Annotated in this window: 17 protein-coding genes and 1 other RNA gene; 10 read left to right on the top strand and 8 right to left on the bottom strand. The window is 66.9% G+C overall.

The annotated features are described in order from the left end of the window. The first annotated feature begins 1 nt into the window (after position 1). A complete protein-coding gene (lipA, locus tag C5O79_RS30395) occupies positions 2-967 on the top strand; it encodes a lipoyl synthase (protein ID WP_122474005.1) in 966 nt (321 codons plus the stop codon). A gap of 11 nt (positions 968-978) precedes the next feature. On the opposite strand, the gene C5O79_RS30390 is transcribed toward lipA, so the two are convergent. From C5O79_RS30390 to trxA, 8 genes are all read right to left on the bottom strand, one after another. Continuing rightward, positions 979-2,340, bottom strand: a complete 1,362-nt coding sequence (locus C5O79_RS30390; protein ID WP_046545863.1) for an MATE family efflux transporter — start codon at positions 2,338-2,340, stop codon at positions 979-981. Between the two features lie 2 nt (positions 2,341-2,342). Continuing rightward, positions 2,343-4,175, bottom strand: a complete 1,833-nt coding sequence (locus tag C5O79_RS30385) for a glycosyltransferase family 39 protein (RefSeq protein WP_122474004.1) — start codon at positions 4,173-4,175, stop codon at positions 2,343-2,345. Positions 4,176-4,319: 144 nt separating this feature from the next. Further along, positions 4,320-4,580, bottom strand: coding sequence for a type B 50S ribosomal protein L31 (locus tag C5O79_RS30380; protein ID WP_006753671.1), 261 nt, complete (start codon positions 4,578-4,580; stop codon positions 4,320-4,322). Positions 4,581-4,737: 157 nt separating this feature from the next. Next, a complete protein-coding gene (locus C5O79_RS30375) occupies positions 4,738-5,571 on the bottom strand; it encodes a M90 family metallopeptidase (RefSeq protein WP_046545861.1) in 834 nt (277 codons plus the stop codon). A 38-nt stretch (positions 5,572-5,609) separates the two neighbouring features. Further along, positions 5,610-7,166, bottom strand: coding sequence for an MFS transporter (locus C5O79_RS30370; protein WP_122474003.1), 1,557 nt, complete (start codon positions 7,164-7,166; stop codon positions 5,610-5,612). Next, positions 7,163-7,663: a MerR family transcriptional regulator gene (locus C5O79_RS30365; RefSeq protein ID WP_039360302.1), complete on the bottom strand. Its 501-nt coding sequence runs from the start codon at positions 7,661-7,663 to the stop codon at positions 7,163-7,165. Before C5O79_RS30365 ends, C5O79_RS30370 begins: the two co-directional genes overlap by 4 nt. A 133-nt stretch (positions 7,664-7,796) precedes the next feature. Next, positions 7,797-9,059, bottom strand: coding sequence for a transcription termination factor Rho (gene rho / locus C5O79_RS30360; RefSeq protein WP_006478662.1), 1,263 nt, complete (start codon positions 9,057-9,059; stop codon positions 7,797-7,799). A gap of 193 nt (positions 9,060-9,252) precedes the next feature. Then, positions 9,253-9,579: a thioredoxin TrxA gene (trxA, locus tag C5O79_RS30355; protein WP_006402348.1), complete on the bottom strand. Its 327-nt coding sequence runs from the start codon at positions 9,577-9,579 to the stop codon at positions 9,253-9,255. Between the two features lie 405 nt (positions 9,580-9,984). On the opposite strand from trxA, the gene ffs reads away from it, so the two are divergent. The 9 genes from ffs (at position 9,985) to rpoS (ending at position 18,792) form a co-directional block, all read left to right on the top strand. Next, positions 9,985-10,083, top strand: an RNA gene (ffs, locus tag C5O79_RS30350) — signal recognition particle sRNA small type. A 127-nt stretch (positions 10,084-10,210) separates the two neighbouring features. Further along, positions 10,211-12,586 (top strand): DNA polymerase III subunit gamma/tau, encoded by a 2,376-nt coding sequence (locus C5O79_RS30345; RefSeq protein ID WP_122474002.1) that lies wholly within the window; start codon positions 10,211-10,213, stop codon positions 12,584-12,586. 92 nt (positions 12,587-12,678) lie between these two features. After that, entirely contained in the window at positions 12,679-13,005 is a 327-nt protein-coding gene (locus C5O79_RS30340) for a YbaB/EbfC family nucleoid-associated protein (RefSeq protein ID WP_006482124.1), read from the top strand. Positions 13,006-13,036: 31 nt separating this feature from the next. After that, the gene (recR, locus tag C5O79_RS30335) at positions 13,037-13,633 is read left to right on the top strand and encodes a recombination mediator RecR (RefSeq protein ID WP_006478665.1); all 597 of its coding nucleotides are present in this window, start codon (positions 13,037-13,039) and stop codon (positions 13,631-13,633) included. A 48-nt stretch (positions 13,634-13,681) separates the two neighbouring features. Beyond that, on the top strand, positions 13,682-14,887 hold the full coding sequence (locus C5O79_RS30330; RefSeq protein WP_122474001.1) for a CaiB/BaiF CoA-transferase family protein: 1,206 nt from the start codon (positions 13,682-13,684) through the stop codon (positions 14,885-14,887). 221 nt (positions 14,888-15,108) lie between these two features. Further along, positions 15,109-15,870: a 5'/3'-nucleotidase SurE gene (gene surE, locus C5O79_RS30325; protein WP_046545857.1), complete on the top strand. Its 762-nt coding sequence runs from the start codon at positions 15,109-15,111 to the stop codon at positions 15,868-15,870. Beyond that, the gene (locus tag C5O79_RS30320; protein WP_122474546.1) at positions 15,867-16,799 is read left to right on the top strand and encodes a protein-L-isoaspartate(D-aspartate) O-methyltransferase; all 933 of its coding nucleotides are present in this window, start codon (positions 15,867-15,869) and stop codon (positions 16,797-16,799) included. Before surE ends, C5O79_RS30320 begins: the two co-directional genes overlap by 4 nt. 5 nt (positions 16,800-16,804) lie before the next feature. Continuing rightward, positions 16,805-17,692 carry a peptidoglycan DD-metalloendopeptidase family protein gene (locus tag C5O79_RS30315; protein WP_069248110.1) on the top strand — a complete coding sequence of 296 codons (888 nt, stop codon included), beginning with the start codon at positions 16,805-16,807 and terminating at the stop codon, positions 17,690-17,692. A gap of 11 nt (positions 17,693-17,703) precedes the next feature. Then, on the top strand, positions 17,704-18,792 hold the full coding sequence (gene rpoS / locus C5O79_RS30310) for an RNA polymerase sigma factor RpoS (RefSeq protein WP_046545856.1): 1,089 nt from the start codon (positions 17,704-17,706) through the stop codon (positions 18,790-18,792). Positions 18,793-18,795 lie beyond the last annotated feature (3 nt).

The following is an 18,795-nucleotide window of genomic DNA, read 5'->3' as shown; positions in this document are numbered from 1 at the left end:
GATGGCCGCCGCGCTCGAACGACCCAGCCTCACGGCGCTCGGCCAGCCGGGCGCGAGAAGCCGTGACAAGCTCGCGCGCATTCCGGTGCGCGTCGAGCCCGCGGCCGGTGCGGCGTTGCCGAAGCCGCCGTGGCTGCGCGCGCGGCCGATGATGAGCGCGGCGGTCGCCGACATGGCGGCCGTGCTGCGCGACCATCGGCTGCATTCCGTCTGCGAGGAGGCGATGTGCCCGAACATCGGCGAATGCTTCGCGCAGCGCACGGCGACCTTCATGATCATGGGCGGCCTGTGCACGCGGCGCTGCCCGTTCTGCGACGTCGCGCACGGCCGTCCCGAGCCGCTCGACGCCGACGAGCCCGCGCGGCTGGCCGATGCGGCCGCGGCGCTCGGGCTGCGCTACGTCGTGATCACGTCGGTCGACCGCGACGACCTGCGCGACGGCGGCGCCGCGCATTTCGCCGCGTGCATCGCGGCGGTGCGCGCAAGCGTGCCGGGCATCGGCGTCGAAGTGCTGACACCGGACTTCCGAGGCCGCGTGGCCCGCGCGCTCGATGCGCTGTCGACGGCGTGGCCCGACGTGTTCAACCACAACATCGAGACGGTGCCGTCGCTGTATCGGGCGGCGCGGCCGGGTGCCGACTATCGCGGCTCGCTCGAACTGCTCGCGCAGGCGAAGCTGGCACGGCCGGGACTCGTGACGAAATCGGGGTTGATGCTCGGGCTCGGCGAGTGCGACGACGAAGTGCGCGACACGCTGCGCGACCTGCGTGCGCATGACGTCGACGTGCTGACGCTCGGCCAGTACCTCGCGCCGTCCGCGCACCATCTGCCGGTGCGGCGCTACGTCAGTCCGGACGCATTCGCCGCGTGGCGCGACGAGGCGCTGTTGCTCGGTTTCAGGGAAGTCGTCGCCGGCCCGCTCGTGCGGTCGTCGTATCACGCGGCCGACGTGCTGGAGGAGACGTAGCGGGCGGTGCGTCAGGCGGACGTGGAAGCGGTGGCGTGCGCACGACTGACGCGGCGCAGGTACAACACGAGCCCGGCGCCCGCGAGCATCAGGCTGACCGTGTTCGCGAACCAGAAGCCGCGCGCACCGGTCAGCCACGCGGGCGCGATCCCGCCCACGTCGAAGCCGAGCACGTAGCCGCCGCTGAGCCCGACGCCCCACAGCGCGACCGCATAGATCACGGTCGGCACGACCGCCACCTTGTACGCGCGCAGCACGAACGCCGACGTGACCTGCAGCGCATCGAAGACGTGGTAGCACGCGACGATCGCGACGAGCGGCATCGCGGCCGCGGCGACGGCCGGGTTCGGCGTATAGCCGCCGATGATCAGCGGGCGCAGCACGAACACGAGCAGGCCGTAGGTCGCGGCGATGCCGCACGCGAAGATCACGCTGTGCCGGCCGAGCAGCCGGGCTTCCTCGGGCCGTCCGGCGCCGAGCGCGCGCGCGACCAGCGTCGACGCCGCCACGCCGATCGACAGCGGCGTCATGTACAGCACCGCGCCGATGTTGCCGGCGATCTGGTGGCCGGCGAGCGTCGTCGTGCCGAACTGCGCGATGAACAGCGCCATGCACGTATACGACGTGACCTCGATCAGGTACGACAGGCCCATCGGCACACCGAGTTTCAGGATCGCCTTCTGGCGTTCCCACACCGGCCAGCAGAAGCGCGAGAAGATCGCGAGCGGCGCGAACACGTCGAGCTTCGCGAGCAGCGTGTAGCCGATCAGCGCGAGCGCCCAGTTGATCAGCGTGCTGGCGAGCCCGCAGCCGGGGCCGCCGAGGGCTGGCACGCCGAACCCGCCGAAGATGAACCACACGTTCAGCGGAAACTTGAGCAGCAACGCGCCGATCTGCAGGATCATCGCGAGGCGCGGCTTGCCGGCCGCGTTGGTCAGCGCGTTGTAGATGCGGAAGACGAGGCTGGCGGGCAGCCCGTACGACAGGATGCGCAGGTAGTCGACGGTGCGGTCGTGCAGCGCGGCGGGTGTGTGCGCGACGCGCAGCAGCGGTTCGGGAAAATGCAGCAGAAGAAAGCCGGGCACCGCGAGCAGCAACGCGAGCCACAGCGCCTGGCGCACTTCCTCGCCGATCTCGGCGTAGCGGCGCGCGCCGTACAGCTGCCCGGTAATCGGCTGCAGCGCTGACAGGATGCCCGTCAGGCCGATATAGATCGAGATGTAGATCGACGAGCCGAGCCCGAGTGCGGCCAGATCGACGGCCGAATAGCGCCCGACCATCGCGGTGTCGATCACGCCGAACGCGATGATCGCAAGCTGGCCGACGAGCACCGGCCATGCGAGACCGACGATCCGGCGGATGTCGCCGAACATCGTCAATCGGCCGGCTGGCGGCGCGGCGGACGCCGTTTGACGGGCGTCTTCGGCCGTTCGATGCGCTCGTACAGGCGGAAGCGCTCGTCACGGTCGGCGGCGCGCCGGCCTTCCCACACGAGACGCCACACGTATTGCGACATCGAGCTCGGCTCGCCGAAGTCCGAGCGGTCCTGGCGCAGGATCACGTCGCAGTCGCCGGAGAAATCGAAGCGCATGTTGCCGAAATACGCGAAGGTTGCGATCTGCGCGTCACCGAGCCGCACCGGCGAGATGCACTCGTAGTCGGACGGCAGGTGCACGGCGATCTGCTGCGCGACGTCGCGATAGGTCCGGCCGTAGTTGACGATCGGCAGCCACAGCGTCATCAGCAGCACCCACATCAGCGTGGTGCCCGCACCCGACAGCACGACGCTGCGCCACAGCACTTTCGGCTGCCGCGAGATGCGCCAGCGCACGAGGAAGCACCAGCACACGGTGGCGATCACCGCGCAGATGAACGACAGGATCTTGAAGTGCGGCTCGTAGCCGGGCACGAGGCGGGCGAGGTTGCGCGCGAGCGGGTGCGGGAAGCCCGTGAGCGACGCGAGCCAGACGAGCCACACGAAGGTGCCGAGGATCGTGAAGCTCAGCACCGCGAACCAGTCGATCGCGTTGATCGCGCCGCGCTTGAGGGTCGGCAGCGCGAACGTCGCGAGCACCGCGAGCGGCGGCAGCAGCAGCATGTACATGCGGTTCGACTGCTGGCTCTGCAGGATCACGAGCGCGACGAGAGGCACCGCGACCGACAGTGGAATCGCGACGTGCGCACGGCGGCGCATGCCGGCCCAGCTCCACCACGCCCAGATAGCGAGCGGCCACGCGGGCCATGTGAACAGCGGCAGGTTCTTTGCCGCATAGCCGAGCACGGCGGTCGGCGGACCCGAAAAGCGCATCAGGCTGCCGTGAATCCACTGGTTGAAGAACCATGCGGCGTCGTCGGGTGCCGCGACGAACGCGGCCAGCGGCCACAGCGCGAAGATCGCGGCCGCGAGCGGTACGCCGACCAGCGGCAGGCGCAGGTTGCGCATCTCGGGCGTGACGAGCCACAGCACGGCCGTGCCGGCGAGCAGGGCGACGACCAGCACCGGATTGCCGGACAGCGCGACGAGGCCCATCGCGAGGCCCCACCACAGCGCGCCCTGCATCGGCTTGTCGATGCCGCGCACGATCCCGTAGACGAGCATCGCGATCCACGCGAACTGCGCAAGCTGCGGCGTCGTTTCGTGCCCGCGCTCCGCGAGACCGAAGCAGGCGACGAGCACCAGTAGCGCGCCGTCGGCGAGCGTGCGGCCGTAGTCGCGCGGCTCGGGCTCGCCGCCGAATGCGTATTTGAACGGCTGGACCTCGGCACGCCGGCCGAGCAGGTAGGCCGCGTACCAGACGAATGCGCATGCGACGCAGAACAATATGCCGGTATCGACGCGCGACGCGTTGCTCGCGTCGACCCACGGGCCGAGGCCGCGGATCGACAGCGCGCCGAACCAGTAGCCGAGCGGCCCGTCGGTCGTGATGAACTTGCCGACCAGGTTCGGCAGCAGCCAGTCGTGCCAGCCGCCCTTGGCCATCGTCCACATCACGCCAAAGCCCGCCGCGTCCTCGTTCTTCCACGGGTCGCGGCCGAACAGGCCGAACGCGGCGTAGACGAAGCAGAGCGTGAGCAGCAGCCAGCGCGGTAGCGCGCGCGTGGCGGAGGCGGTGAGACGGACGACAGGCTTCATGCAGATGAGCGATTTGTTATGGGCGGGTGGCCGGCGCGGATGCGCGCGGTCGAGCCGGTTTCGAGCATCCGGCATTGTAGACGCGCCCGCTGTTGCGCGTCAGGTCGATACCCGGGCGCAGGCTGGCGCCTGCCGGGCGAGCAGAGACAAAAAAGGGCAGCCTCGGCTGCCCTTTTGTGCGGTACCGGTGCAATGCAACCACCGGATGCAATGCGAAGCTTACTTCGCCTTGCCGCTGGCGCGAACGCCGAACTTGTTCTTGAACTTCTCGACACGGCCTGCCGTGTCCATGATCTTTTGCTGACCCGTGTAGAACGAGTGCGATTCCGACGACACTTCGATCTTGGCGAGCGGGTAGGTCTTGCCGTCGAGTTCGATGTTTTCGCGCGTCTGGATCGTCGAGCGCGTGATGAACTTGAAGCCGTTCGACATGTCTTGGAAGACGACTTCGCGGTAGTTCGGGTGGATGCCTTCTTTCATGGTCTTTCCTTGGTGAGAGCGGTAGCCAACCCGCCGCTTGTCGTACCGGAACGCGCACATTGCGCAAACCAGACCACGCCAAGCCCGGCGCGAGCCACTTGCCTAAGGTCGAAAAACGGCGATTATGCCAGAAAATCAGATGGTTGACGAATAATTTTCACGGTGCGTCGAGCGCGCCGGTGCCGGCCGGATCCTGCCGGTAGTAGCGCGCGAGCAGCCGGTACAGCTCCGGAAATTCGGACTCGAACGCTTTCGGCCGGACGAACAGCGCTTCGCTGCATACCGCGAAGAATTCCGACGGGTGGTCGGCTGCATAGGGATCGATCAGCGAATCCCGCTCGAAGCGCGCCCACGCACGGTCCGGCACCGCGTCGACGCGCGCGCAGAACTGGTCGTACGCGTGTTCGAACACGTCGGCCCAGGCCTGCGCATCGAGGTGCGGCGCGTGCCACCGCCGAAATAGGGGCGGATAGCCATCGGCCGCGCCGTTGACCATGTCGATCTTGTGCGCGAACTCGTGGATCACGACGTTGTACGCGTCGTGGCCGTCCGTCATCTGCGCGTCTTCCCAGGACAGGATCACGGGGCCGCCTTCCCAGGCCTCACCGCTCGCATCCTGCTCGACTTCGTGCACGACGCCGTCCTCGTCCTGCACCGTCTTGCGGATCACGAATTCACCCGGATACACGACGACGCCGACCCAGCCGTCGTACAGCGACAGGTCGAGATTCAGCACGGGCAGGCAGGCCTGCGCGGCGATCGCGACGATCATCGCGTCGGTCAACTCGAGCCCGTGTGCGGTCGAGAACGATTTCTTCGCGACGAACAGGCTCGTCAGTTCGCGCAGCCGGCCGAGCGCGTCGGGCGGCAGTGCCGCGAGGAACGGCAGGCGCTCGACGGTGTCCTGCCACAGCGCGTCGGGAATCGGGTGGCTGCGCAGCGCGCGGTCGCGGCGGCGGTCGTCGAACCAGCGGGTCAGTTTCGAGAGCATGAAGGCGGCTCGCGGAAATCCAAAGCCTGTCTTTTAACTCAATCGATCTCTTTTTGCCATGCCGCAAAGAGACCGCCGACGAGCGCCACGCCCGCCAGGAAGTAAAAGCCGTCGAGCGACGCGAGGAACGACGCCTGTTGCGCGACCATGCGCGCGATCGACGCGATCGCGAGACCGTGCGCCTCGTTCAGCGCGTGGCCGGCGGCGGCATAGCTGCGCGTCAGCGCATCGACTGTCTGCCGGAAGAGCGGGTCGAACACGTTCGCGCGCTCGACGAGCCGCGTCTGGTGCACGGCCACGCGGTGCTGTTCGACGATGATCACCGACGACGTCGCGAACGAGATCGTCAGTTGCCGCACGATGTTCTTCAGCCGGTAGCCGTGCGTATATTCGTCGATCGCGAAGATCCGGAACGTCAGGTTGGCCACCGGCAGCACGATGAAGAGCAGCAGCAATCCGCGCAGCAGCAGCGGGACGATCAGTGCGGCTTCGCCGACCTGCGGCGTCATCCGCGTCATCCACAGCGCGGCCGTGATGGCGATCGCGAACCCCGGCACGACGAACCACTTCTTGTGCGTGACGAATTTCGCGTAACGCAGGTACGCGAACAGCGCGGTGGCCGAAATCAGCGACATCGTGCCCACCAGCCGCCCGGCGTTCTCGACCGGATAGCCGAGCCCGCTTTCGAGAAAACGCGAGGTCAGGTAACTGAAGCCCGTCGACTCGAAGTAATAGAACATGTAGAGCAGCAGCCCGACCTGGAACGTCCGTTCGCGGAACGCGTGCAGGCGCACGAGCGGCGTCGGGTGATTCCACTGGTGATACGCGAACCACGCAAGCGCGCCGATCCCCACGATCGTCAGCAGGATCAGCATGGGCGAGCCGCTGTAGAGCTGGTAATGCACCTGCTGCAGCACGATCTGCAGTGCACCTTGTGCGAGCGCGAACACGACATACGGCCAGAAGTGTCCGGAGCCGCGTTCGTCGTCGGGTGTCCGGCCCGAATCGGGCAGCGTGAGCAGCGCGAGGACCGCAAACGCGATGCCGGCCGGCGCCGAGCACGCGAACAGCGCGCGCCACGTCGAATGTGCGACGAGCAGGCCGCCGACGATCGGCGCGAGCGCGCTGCCGAGCAGGATCATGATCAGGAACGCGCTTGTCGCGGGCGGCCGTTCCTGCGGCTTGAAGCTGATCTGGATCAGGATCCGGCACGCGCCCATCATCGGGCCGATGAAATATCCCTGAAAGCCGCGCGCGAACGCGAGTTCGAGCGACGTGTCGGCGAGCGCTGCCGCGATCGCGCCGAACGAGAACATCAGCATGCAGCCGGCGACGTAGCGGCGATGGCCGAGCCGGTCGACCCACCATTGCTGCTGCAGGATGCCGAGCACGGCTGTGATCGCATAGGCGCTCGACGACCACACGAGCTCGTCGGGCGATGCGTTGATGCCGCCCGCGATGTAGCTCGCGAAGAACGAGAAGACCGCGTTGTCGAAATAGTCGATGCCGGTCACGAGCGCGAGCGCCCAGGGGAAAAGGTCCGCGCGCAGGTTCGCGCGGCTCCACAGCGGCGAGCGACCGGGCATCGCGTTCATTCGCGCGCCTTGCGTGCGCGCCGCGTGCCGGCTTCGGCCTGCCGCTGCGCAATCAGCGCATCGGCGTTTTCGCCGGCAAGACGCCGATCGACGTAGTCGATGTCGTGTTGCAGCTCCTTGCGCAGCGCGACGGCTTCCTTCAGTTCGCGCTGGACGGCCGCGATCCGCCGGTCGAGTGTGTCGATCTGCTCGGCAAGGCCGGTGCGGATGTCGCGCAGCGATGCGTCCGAATAGCGGCGCCGGCCGTCGCCCGTTTCTTCCAGCGGGCGCTTCAGCATTTCCGTGATGCCGTGTAGCGAGAAGCCGAGCGCCCGCAGCCGCAGGATACGCGCGAAGCGCTCGAGGTCGGTCTCGTCGTAGAGACGGTAGCGGCCTTCGCTGCGCGACGGCGTGACGAGCCCGCGCTCTTCGTAATACTTCAGCGTGCGCGGCGTGACGCCGAGCCGTGACGCCGCATCGCTCACGGTCAGCAGCGGGGTGGAGGTGTCGTTCGGCATCGGGAGGAGGATCGGGTTTGGGCGATGACGCGATTATAGATCAACCTGTACGTTCACGTTCAGGTTGACGCCGAAAAACGGCCGCCGGGCGGGATGCGCGGGCGGCCGTCTTTTTGGTGCGTGGCGTGGGCGATTATCCGCCGCGGCGCATCAGGTCGAAGAACTCGGAGTTGCTCTTCGTCTGGCGGATCTTGTCGAGCAGGAATTCCATCGCTTCGACTTCGTCCATGTCGTGGATGAACTTGCGCAGCACCCAGATCTTTTGAAGAATCTCGGGCTTGATCAGCATTTCTTCGCGACGCGTGCCCGACTTGTTCAGGTTGATCGACGGATACACGCGCTTTTCCGCGAGACGGCGCTCGAGGTGCACTTCCATGTTGCCGGTGCCCTTGAACTCTTCGTAGATGACGTCGTCCATGCGGCTGCCGGTTTCGATCAGCGCGGTGCCGATGATCGTCAGCGAACCGCCTTCCTCGATGTTGCGCGCCGCGCCGAAGAAGCGCTTCGGACGTTGCAATGCGTTCGCGTCGACACCACCCGTCAGCACCTTGCCCGATGCCGGGATCACGGTGTTGTACGCGCGTGCGAGACGCGTGATCGAATCGAGCAGAATCACGACGTCGTGCTTCATTTCGACGAGGCGCTTGGCCTTCTCGATCACCATTTCGGCGACCTGGACGTGGCGCGTGGCCGGTTCGTCGAACGTCGAGGCGATCACTTCGCCGGCGACCGAGCGCTGCATTTCGGTCACTTCTTCAGGGCGTTCGTCGATCAGCAGCACGAACAGGATCACGTCCGGGTGGTTCTGCTTGATCGCATGTGCGATGTGCTGGAGCATCACGGTCTTGCCCGACTTCGGCGACGCGACGAGCAGGCCGCGCTGGCCCTTGCCGATCGGCGCGATCATGTCGATGATGCGGCCCGTGACGTTTTCCTCGCCGCGCATTTCGCGTTCGAGCGACAGCGGCTTGTTCGGGTGCAGCGGCGTGAGGTTCTCGAACATGATCTTGTGTTTCGAGGCCTCGGGCGGCTGCCCGTTGACTTTGTCGACCTTCACCAGCGCGAAGTAGCGCTCGCCGTCCTTCGGCGTGCGGACTTCACCTTCGATGGTGTCGCCGGTGTGCAGGTTGAAGCGGCGGATCTGCGACGGGCTGATGTAGATGTCGTCGGTGCTCGCGAGGTACGACATTTCCGGCGAGCGCAGGAAGCCGAAGCCGTCCGGCAGCACTTCGAGCGTACCGTCGCCGAAGATCGTCTCACCCGTCTTGGCGCGCTTTTTGAGAATGGCGAACATCAGCTCCTGCTTGCGCAGGCGGTTCGCGTTTTCGATCTCCAGGCCATTGGCCATTTCGATCAGTTCGGAGACGTGCAGAGACTTGAGCTCGGATAAATGCATACGGAGAACCCGCCAGGGAGGAGACGACGAAAGAAATAAAGGGAGGAGGGCGAGCGGAAGCGCTCAGAGACTTAAATGCGTCTTGTAGACGTTTTTTAATTCTAGCATAGGCCGATTCGCGCTTGAGCGAGCGATCGGCGGGTTGTCGACGGACGTGTTGCCGGCTGACAACACGTCCGCGGAACTGCCTGTATTACAGGTGGCTGTCCAGGAATGCGGTGAGCTGCGACTTCGACAGCGCGCCGACCTTCTGCGCGGCGGCCGCGCCGTTCTTGAACAGGATCAGCGTCGGGATGCCGCGCACGCCGAACTTCGCGGGCGTTGCCTGGTTGTCGTCGACGTTGATCTTCGCGATCTGCAGCTTGTCGCCGTAGTCCTTCGCGACTTCGTCGAGGATCGGGGCGATCATTTTGCACGGGCCGCACCATTCGGCCCAGAAATCGACGAGCACGGGCTTGTCGGATTTGACGACGTCCTGTTCGAACGATGCGTCGCTGATGTGTTTGATCTGTTCGCTCATTGGGTCAATACCTCTTACGGTTCGGGGACTGCCTGCTTGCGCGTTGCGGCGAACCGGCTGCCGTTGGCTGCCGGCCGCTGCGGCAGGTCACTCCGCTCTCCGGAAAGGAGGGGTGTAAGCGCTGCATGCCGCGGCTCGCGGGTCGTTCGGGCGTCATATTAGCCTAAATTGCTATCTGCTGCGGGCGGCGATAGTAGCCGCTACGCGAGTAGGGGTACGACGCGACGTTCGACCGTCGTGTCCAGCAGGTGGAGGCCGGATCGCAAATTACAAGGGGTGGACGCGCAGCCCGTTCGCGTCCGGTGGGCTTCGTGGAGCCCGATGTGCGTCGGTTTGTCTGGTCAAATTCGCATTGGTGCGAACAAACGGTCGCATTCATCCGGAAGCGGTGATAGAATATGCCGTGACGGGCCTCCTCGCATGGTGGGGCGGTGAACCTGGTCAGGTCGGGAACGAAGCAGCCACAATCGTTTTCCGCCAGTGCCGAGGGTCGGGCTCGTCACCTTCCTTCTCGCCCCGTTCGCCGGGCGTTTTTTATTTCTGCACCACACTCCGTTTTACCTGCGCGTTGCCTGTCTTCCGCACCGTTTCGCGTGTCGGCGCGACGCAGCGTTACTGATACAATTTCCCGATGACCTATCAAGTTCTCGCACGCAAGTGGCGTCCGAAGGATTTCGCTTCGCTCGTCGGCCAGGAGCACGTCGTCAGGGCGCTTACGCACGCGCTCGACGGCGGGCGTCTCCATCACGCCTATCTGTTTACCGGAACCCGCGGTGTCGGCAAGACGACGCTGTCGCGGATCTTCGCCAAGGCACTCAATTGTGAAACCGGTGTCACGTCGCAGCCGTGCGGCGTGTGCCGAGCCTGCCGCGAGATCGACGAAGGGCGATTCGTCGATTACGTCGAGATGGATGCCGCGAGCAACCGCGGCGTCGACGAAATGGCCGCGCTGCTCGAGCGCGCGGTGTACGCGCCCGTCGATGCGCGCTTCAAGGTCTACATGATCGACGAAGTGCACATGCTGACGAATCACGCGTTCAACGCGATGCTGAAGACGCTCGAGGAGCCGCCGCCGCACGTCAAGTTCATCCTCGCGACCACCGATCCGCAGAAAATCCCCGTGACCGTGCTGTCGCGCTGCCTGCAGTTCAACCTGAAGCAGATGCCGGCCGGGCACATCGTGTCGCATCTCGAACGGATCCTCGGTGAAGAGCAGATCACGTTCGAGCCGCAGGCACTGCGCCTGCTCGCGCGTGCCGCGCAGGGCAGCATGCGCGACGCGCTGTCGCTCACCGACCAGGCGATCGCCTATTCGGCGAACGAGGTGACCGAATCGGCCGTGTCGGGCATGCTCGGCGCGCTCGACCAGACTTACATGGTGCGTCTGCTCGACGCGCTCGCCGCAGGCAGCGGCCCGGAAATCCTGGCGATTGCCGACGAGATGTCGCTGCGCAGCCTGTCGTTCTCGACCGCGCTTCAGGATCTCGCGAGCCTGCTGCATCGCATCGCGTGGGCGCAGTTCGCGCCGGGCTCGGTGCTCGACGAATGGCCCGAAGCGGGCGACCTGCGCCGCTTCGCCGAGACGCTGAGCCCCGAGCAGGTCCAGTTGTTCTATCAGATCGCGACGGTCGGTCGGGCCGAGCTCGGCCTGGCGCCGGACGAGTACGCTGGTTTCACGATGACGCTGCTGCGGATGCTCGCGTTCGAGCCGACGGTTGCCGCCGGCAGTGCGCCGGGCGGCCAGCCGTCCGCGCCGCGTGCGGTGCCGGGCCCGCGCGTGGCGGCGGCATCGGCCGCTGCGGCGAAGCCGGTATCGACTACACCGGCCGAAGCAGTGCGGCCGCAGGCTATTGCCCCGGCAGCGCCCGCGGCACCGGTTGTGCGGGCAGCGCCGGTGCAGTCCGGCGACGAAACGGACCGGCCGGCCGTGAAGCCGGCTGCCGTCGAAGCAGCCGCGCCGGCCCCGATTGACGCGCCCGTCATCGAAATCCCGCAGTCGCAGACGGCTGCAGCACCGCAAGCGGAGCCGGCTGGCGATAACCCGGCATCTGTACGCAAGGAACCCGAGCCGCCTGCTGCCCCGCCTGCTGCCGTTACGCAGCGAAGCGACGAGCCGGCTGCTCCGGCCGAACCGATGCCGCGCGCTGCGCCGCCTGGGCCCGCCGCGCGTCCGGCGGCGCGTTCCGGAGGAGCCGCAGCCGCGCTCGACGTGTTGCGCAATGCGGGGATGCGCGTGTCGTCCGACCGCGGGCGCGCAGGCGCCGCCGCCGCGAAAACGGCTGCCCAGCCGGCCGCCGAGAAGCCGGCCGCACCGCGTCCCGCCGCCGTCCAGGTGCCGACGCCGCGCGCTGCCGCCCGTGCACCGCAGGCAGCCGATTCGCGCCAGGCGTCGCCGCCGTGGGAGGACATCCCGCCCGACGACTACGTGCCGCTCAGCGCCGACGAAATGTTCGGCGGCCCGCCCGACGATGGCTTCGTGCCGGTATTCGACAGCGGCCCCGACGATGTACGCGTGGCGCCGAGGCCGGCGGAAACCCGTCCGTCCGCACCGGTCGACACGCGTCCGTTGCCGCCTGCGATCGCACTCGATCCGGTCGGCTTCGACGGCGAATGGCCGGCGCTGGCCGCGCGGCTGCCGCTCAAGGGCGTCGCGTACCAGCTCGCGTTCAACAGTGAACTGACGGCTGTCGATGCGACGACGTTGAAGCTTTCCGTACCGGTGCCGCAATATGCGGACGCCGCGCAGGTCGCGAAGCTGAAGGCCGCGCTGGCCGATGCGCTCGGCAAGCCGGTCGAGGTGGCCGTCGAAGTCGGGCCCGCGCGGCGCACCGCGGCGGCGCTCGATGCGGCCGCGCGCGCGGCACGCCAGCGCGAGGCCGAGCAGGAGATTCACGGCGATCCGTTCGTCCAGCAGCTCGTGCGCGACTTCGGCGCGCGCATCGTCGAAGGTTCGGTGCGCCCGCTCGCCGATGCGGCGCCGGATGGCCCGTCGCCGACACTGCATTGAACTGACCGCCCCGCGACAGGCACAATCACGCCCACACATAGGCCGGCACGCGCCGCGTGCCGGTTTTCACACGATCAAGAAGGAGTATTCCCATGTTGAAAGGCAACCTCGCCGGACTGATGAAGCAAGCGCAGCAAATGCAGGAAAACATGAAGAAGATGCAGGAGCAGCTTGCGCTGATCGAAGTCGAAGGGCAGTCGGGCGCCGGCCTCGTCAAGGTGACGATGACGTGCCGCAACGAAGTGCGTCGCGTGTCGATCGACCCGAGCCTGCTCGCGGACGACAAGGACATGCTCGAGGATCTCGTCGCGGCTGCGTTCAACGATGCCGTGCGCAAGGCCGAAGCGACGTCGCAGGAAAAGATGAGCGGCATGACGTCGGGCCTGCCGCTGCCCCCGGGCTTCAAGCTGCCTTTCTGAGCGCGGCGCCCGTGCCACTTTTTACCCCCGTATGAAACAGCCGTCCGCCCTGTCCGCTCTCGTCGAAGCGTTGCGCGTGCTGCCCGGCGTCGGGCCGAAATCCGCGCAGCGCATGGCGGTCCACCTGATGCAGCACGATCGGGAGGGCGCGGAGCGGCTCGGCCGGTCGCTGCTGTTCGCGACCGAGCACCTGCAGCACTGCGAGAAGTGCAACACGTTCACCGAAGCGCAGATTTGCGAGGTCTGTAGCGACGAAGAGCGTGATCCGACGCTGCTGTGCGTCGTCGAGACGCCTGCCGACCAGATCATGCTCGAGCAGACGATGACTTACCGCGGGCTGTATTTCGTTCTGATGGGTCGGCTGAGCCCGCTCGACGGGATCGGTCCGAAGGAAATCCATTTCGACCGCCTCGTGCGGCGCGCGTCCGACGGTGTCGTCAAGGAAGTCGTGCTCGCGACCAACTTCACGAACGAAGGCGAAGCCACCGCGCACTACCTCGGGCAGACGCTGAAGGCGCGCGGGCTCGCGGTCACGCGCCTCGCTCGCGGCGTGCCGGTGGGCGGTGAGCTCGAATACGTCGACGCGGGCACCATCGCCCGCGCGATGCTCGACCGCCGCACGATGTAAGCAGGGCGCCGCCGGCAGGCGGCGCCGTTCCTCATGCCAGGGAGACACATGAGCACCAGCCAGGGTCCGCTCGCGGGCGTCAAAGTGCTCGAATTCGGAACGCTGATCGCGGGGCCGTTCGCGTCGCGGCTGTTCGCCGAATTCGGCGCGGAAGTGATCAAGATCGAGGATCCGAACGGGGGCGACCCGCTGCGCAAGTGGCGCAAGCTCCATCCGGAGCAGGGCGGCACGTCGCTGTGGTGGTCCGTTCAGGCGCGCAACAAGAAATCGGTCACGCTCAACTTGAAAGCCGACGCCGGCAAGGCGATCGCGCGCCAACTTGCGCGCGAGGCAGACATCGTGATCGAGAATTTCCGCCCGGGCCTGCTCGAAAAGCTCGGACTCGGCTACGACGTGCTGTCGGCCGACAACCCGGGCCTCGTGATGGTGCGCCTGTCCGGTTACGGGCAGACCGGCCCGTACCGCGACCGGCCCGGCTTCGGCGCGATCGCCGAATCGATGGGCGGGCTGCGTCACATCACCGGCTATCCCGAACTGCCGCCGCCGCGCATCGGCATCTCGATCGGCGATTCGATCGCCGCGCTGCACGGTGTGATCGGCGCGCTGATGGCGCTGCATCACCGCAAGGTCAACGGCGGTGCGGGGCAGGTGGTCGACGTTGCACTGTATGAAGCCGTCTTCAACATGATGGAAAGCGTGGTGCCCGAATACGGCGTGTACGGTATGGTGCGCGAGCGTACCGGCGCGTCGCTGCCGGGCATCGTGCCGTCGAATACGTATGCGTGCCGCGACGGCAGCATCGTGATCGGCGGCAACAGCGACCCGATCTTCAAGCGGCTGATGAAGGCGATCGAGCGCGACGACCTCGCCAACGATCCCGCGCTCGCGCAAAACGACGGACGCGTGCCGCGCACGCAGGAGATCGACGACGCGATTGCCGCGTGGCTTGCGCCGCGTACGATCGAAGAAGCGCTCGTCATGCTCAACGCGGCCGACGTGCCGGCCGGGCGCATCTACAGCGCCGCCGACATGTTCGCCGATCCGCAGTTCGTCGCGCGGCAGATGATCCAGCGCTTCAAGCTGGCCGACGGCACCGACATTCCGCTGCCGAACATCACGCCGAAGCTGTCCGACACGCCCGGCGAAACACGCTGGCTCGGGCCCGAACTCGGCGAGCATACGGACGAGGTGCTGCGCGGTCTCGGCTACGACGCGCAGGCGATTGCCGCACTGCGCGACGCTGGCGCGATTTGAGCCCCCTCGGGCCTGTCGCTTCGCGTCAGGCTCCTGGAACGGCGCATTCCCCAACGGGGCCGCGGTGGTGGTGAAAACCCGGGGCGGCGCGGTGTTTTCCCGAGCACGCAGAACGCTGCAGCGCAACGCGGCGGCGCGGCGTGTCCGGGGGCCCGCAATCGTCCGTCCGCAGTCGCCGGACTGTCGCTCTCGCGCCATCTTTCCTCGGTTACAATCGCCGGATGCGAATCCTACTCAGCAACGACGACGGCTATCTCGCCCCCGGTCTCGCGGCGCTCAGCGACGCGCTGCAGCCGCTGGCCGAGCTCACGGTGATCGCGCCCGAGCAGAACTGCAGCGGCGCATCGAATTCCCTCACGTTGTCGCGGCCGCTGTCGGTGCAGCGCGCGGCGAGTACGGGTTTCTTCTACGTGAACGGCACGCCGACCGATTCGGTACACGTCGCGTTGACGGGGATGGCCGACGCCAGCCCGGACCTCGTCGTTTCCGGGATCAACAACGGCCAGAACATGGGCGAAGACACGCTCTATTCGGGGACAGTTGCGGCCGCTACCGAAGGCATCATGTTCGGCGTGCCGGCCATCGCATTCTCGCTGGTCGACAAGGGCTGGGCCCATCTGGCGGACGCAGCGCGCGTCGCCGCGGAAATCGTCGAGCACTATCTCGCGCATCCGCTGCCGGGCCAGCCGCTGCTCAACGTCAATATTCCGAACCTGCCGTACGACGAACTGAAAGGCTGGAAGGTCACGCGACTCGGCAAGCGTCATCCGTCGCAGCCGGTGATTCGCCAGACCGACCCGCGCGGTGAAACGATCTACTGGATCGGCGCGGCGGGTGAAGCGCTGGACGCCAGCGACGGCACCGATTTTCACGCAGTGGCAAACGGTTTCGTGTCGATCACGCCGCTGCAGCTGGACCTCACGCATACGCAGATGCTGCCCGCGACGCGCGAATGGGCGCGCGCCGGAGGGCGGGCTTCATGAGCGGCGAGCGCGCGAAGCGGTTCCCGCTCGCGCTCGAAGATCTCAAGCGAGCGCCACGCAAGTCGGAAGGTCGGGCCGGCGAACGCCATGCGGCGGTCGCGGCATCGAAGGCAGCCGACAAGCCGGCAGGCGTGCTGAAACCGGTTACGGTGAAGCCTGCTGTGGCGCGGGCGGCATTGCCCGGCTCCGCCGCGGCGAAGCCCGCGACCGTACCGAAGCCGACCGCGCTGAAGCCCGCCATGCCGAAGCCGGCCGCGCCGAGTGTCGCACCGGCCGGCGCGTTCGCGCTTACGTCGGAACGCGTGCGCGAACGGATGGTCGAACGGCTGCGCGCGAACGGCGTGACCGACGCGCGCGTGCTGGAAGCGATGGCCGCGGTGCCGCGACACATGTTCGTGGATCCGGGGCTCGCGACGCAGGCTTACGAGGATTCGGCGTTGCCGATCGGCCACCAGCAGACCATATCAAAGCCGTCGGTCGTCGCGCGCATGATCGAGCTCGCGATGGCCGGCCGCACGCTCGAGCGCGTCCTCGAGATCGGCACGGGCTGCGGCTATCAGGCCGCCGTGCTGAGCCACGTGGCACGCGACGTGTATTCGATTGAACGCATCAAGCCGCTCTACGAGCGCGCGAAGCTGAACCTGCGGCCGCTGCGCGTGCCGAACATCCGTCTGCACTACGGCGACGGGCGTGTCGGCCTGCCGTCCGCGGCCCCGTTCGACGCGATCGTGATCGCGGCGGCGGGGCTCGACGTGCCGCAGGCGCTGCTCGAACAGCTCGCGATCGGCGGGCGGCTCGTCGCGCCGGTCGGTGCGCAGAGCGGGCAGCACCAGGTACTCACGCTCGTCGAGCGCGTCGCGCACGCGCAATGGCGAGCGTCACGGCTTGATCGCGTTTTCTTTGTCCCTTTAAAATCCGGAGTAATTTGAAACCGATGAGTATGTTGCGCGCGATGCAAAACAACCGTTCCAGGGAACCGCTCACGCTCGCCCAGCGGGCGATCTGCGTAGCTGCGTTCTCCACGCTTCTGGCCGCCTGTGCGACGCGGCTCGACAACGCGCCCGTCGTCGATCGCTCCGGTTCGCTCGGCACGACCGGCACCGCGCAGCCCGCGGCGCCGCTCCCCCCGGCGCCGCCGGGTTACTACCGGGTGAAGCCGGGCGATACGCTGTACCGGATCGCGCTCGAAAACGGGCAGAACTATCGCGACATCGCCGCGTGGAACAACCTGGCGAACCCGAACCAGATCGAAGTCGACCAGCTGCTGCGCGTTTCGCCGCAGGCCGGTGCCGCCGTTGCGGGCACGCAGGTCGCCGCGCCGATCGCGGGCGCCGCCGTTGCGACCGCGCCGCTCAGCAGCGGTCCGGCAACGCCGGCCGCCGGTACGTCGTCGTCGGTCGCGACGCCGCCTGCCGCCGCAGCCGCATCGAGCGATACGGCAGCCGCGCCGAGCGGCCCCGTGACGTTCGCATGGCCCGCACGCGGTCCCGTGCTGAACGGTTTCGATGACGCGAAGAACAAGGGCGTCAATATCGGCGGGTCGGCCGGCGAGACCGTGAAGGCGGCGGCTGACGGTCGCGTCGTCTACTCCGGTAATGGTCTGCGCGGCTACGGCAACCTCATTATCATCAAGCACGATGCAACTTACCTCACGGCGTATGCACACAATCGCGCTTTGATGGTAAAAGAGGGGGACGCGGTAACGAAGGGGCAGAAGATCGCCGAGATGGGGAACAGCGATTCCGACCGCGTGATGCTGCATTTCGAGGTTCGCCGGCAGGGTAAACCTGTCGATCCGCTGAAGTATTTGCCGCCTCAATAACCGAGACGACCATGCCGAAATCGAAGCGCCACGAGCCGCAAGCCGAGTCTGAGAAGATCAGTCGTGCCACGCAAGCATCGGTGGGGCGAGTTGGTGCTTCGACGGACGACGAAGACGACGTCGCGGAAAACGAGCGTGACCTCGAGGCACGCGACTCTGACGCTGAAGGCGGCGACGACGAGCGCGAAGGCCGCGCCGAGGCGGCGCCCGACGTCGACGATTTCCGCACGCTGCTGCAGGCCGAGCTCACGGCCGACACGATCCAGCATTACCTGAACCGCATCAGCGTGAAGCCGCTGCTCACCGTCGAGGAGGAGCAGCGCTATTCGCGTCTGGCCAAGGCCGGCGAATTCGAGGCGCGGCAGGTGATGATCGAGCGCAACCTGCGTCTCGTCGTCAGCATCGCGAAGGGGTATCTGAACCGTGGCGTGCCGCTGCTCGATCTGATCGAGGAAGGCAACCTCGGCCTCATGCATGCAATCGAAAAATTCGACCCGACGCGCGGCTTTCGTTTCTCGACCTACGCGACGTGGTGGATCCGGCAGAGCATCGAGCGCGCGATCATGAATCAGGCACGCACGGTGCGCCTGCCCGTGCACGTGATCCGCGAACTGAACCAGGTGCTGCGCGCGAAGCGCCACCTCGAAAAGAACTCGATGTCGACGGGCGAGGCGGCCGAGCGCCGTGAAGCCAGCATCGACGACATCGCCTATCTCACCGGCAAGACCGCCGAGGAAGTCACCGATATCCTCGCGCTCAACGAGCACACGGCGTCGCTTGACGCACCCCTCGACCTCGATCCCGCGAGCAGCCTGCTCGACCTGCTGCCCGACGACCAGAGCCAGTCGCCCGACGCGGAGGTGCAGCACCGCGAGCTCGAGACGCTGACGCGCGCGTGGCTGTCGCGGCTGTCCGACAAGCATCGGCATGTGATCGAGCGCCGCTTCGGCCTGAACCACATCGAACCGGCCACGCTCGAGGAACTGGCCGACGAGATGGGGCTTACACGCGAGCGCGTGCGCCAGATCCAGCAGGAAGCGCTGGTGCGCCTCAAGCGGTTTTTTGCCTCCAACGGTGTGCGCAAGGACGCCGTTCTGTAACTG

Source organism: Burkholderia sp. SRS-25, assembly GCF_004343765.1.
In the GTDB taxonomy this organism is placed as follows: domain Bacteria; phylum Pseudomonadota; class Gammaproteobacteria; order Burkholderiales; family Burkholderiaceae; genus Burkholderia; species Burkholderia contaminans.
This window is presented reverse-complemented; position numbering and strand designations above follow the sequence as displayed.

Coding starts and splice junctions, on each gene's coding strand:
- C5O79_RS30370 (WP_122474003.1), bottom strand. CDS start 7,166: ATGAACGCGATGCCCGGTCGCTCGCCGCTGTGGAGCCGCGCGAACCTG.
- C5O79_RS30380 (WP_006753671.1), bottom strand. CDS start 4,580: ATGAAAGAAGGCATCCACCCGAACTACCGCGAAGTCGTCTTCCAAGAC.
- C5O79_RS30390 (WP_046545863.1), bottom strand. CDS start 2,340: ATGTTCGGCGACATCCGCCGGATCGTCGGTCTCGCATGGCCGGTGCTC.
- rpoS (WP_046545856.1), top strand. CDS start 17,704: ATGCCGAAATCGAAGCGCCACGAGCCGCAAGCCGAGTCTGAGAAGATC.
- C5O79_RS30385 (WP_122474004.1), bottom strand. CDS start 4,175: ATGCCGGATGCTCGAAACCGGCTCGACCGCGCGCATCCGCGCCGGCCA.
- surE (WP_046545857.1), top strand. CDS start 15,109: ATGCGAATCCTACTCAGCAACGACGACGGCTATCTCGCCCCCGGTCTC.
- lipA (WP_122474005.1), top strand. CDS start 2: ATGGCCGCCGCGCTCGAACGACCCAGCCTCACGGCGCTCGGCCAGCCG.
- C5O79_RS30340 (WP_006482124.1), top strand. CDS start 12,679: ATGTTGAAAGGCAACCTCGCCGGACTGATGAAGCAAGCGCAGCAAATG.
- C5O79_RS30375 (WP_046545861.1), bottom strand. CDS start 5,571: ATGCTCTCGAAACTGACCCGCTGGTTCGACGACCGCCGCCGCGACCGC.
- C5O79_RS30345 (WP_122474002.1), top strand. CDS start 10,211: ATGACCTATCAAGTTCTCGCACGCAAGTGGCGTCCGAAGGATTTCGCT.
- trxA (WP_006402348.1), bottom strand. CDS start 9,579: ATGAGCGAACAGATCAAACACATCAGCGACGCATCGTTCGAACAGGAC.
- C5O79_RS30315 (WP_069248110.1), top strand. CDS start 16,805: ATGAGTATGTTGCGCGCGATGCAAAACAACCGTTCCAGGGAACCGCTC.
- C5O79_RS30320 (WP_122474546.1), top strand. CDS start 15,867: ATGAGCGGCGAGCGCGCGAAGCGGTTCCCGCTCGCGCTCGAAGATCTC.
- rho (WP_006478662.1), bottom strand. CDS start 9,059: ATGCATTTATCCGAGCTCAAGTCTCTGCACGTCTCCGAACTGATCGAA.
- recR (WP_006478665.1), top strand. CDS start 13,037: ATGAAACAGCCGTCCGCCCTGTCCGCTCTCGTCGAAGCGTTGCGCGTG.
- C5O79_RS30365 (WP_039360302.1), bottom strand. CDS start 7,663: ATGCCGAACGACACCTCCACCCCGCTGCTGACCGTGAGCGATGCGGCG.
- C5O79_RS30330 (WP_122474001.1), top strand. CDS start 13,682: ATGAGCACCAGCCAGGGTCCGCTCGCGGGCGTCAAAGTGCTCGAATTC.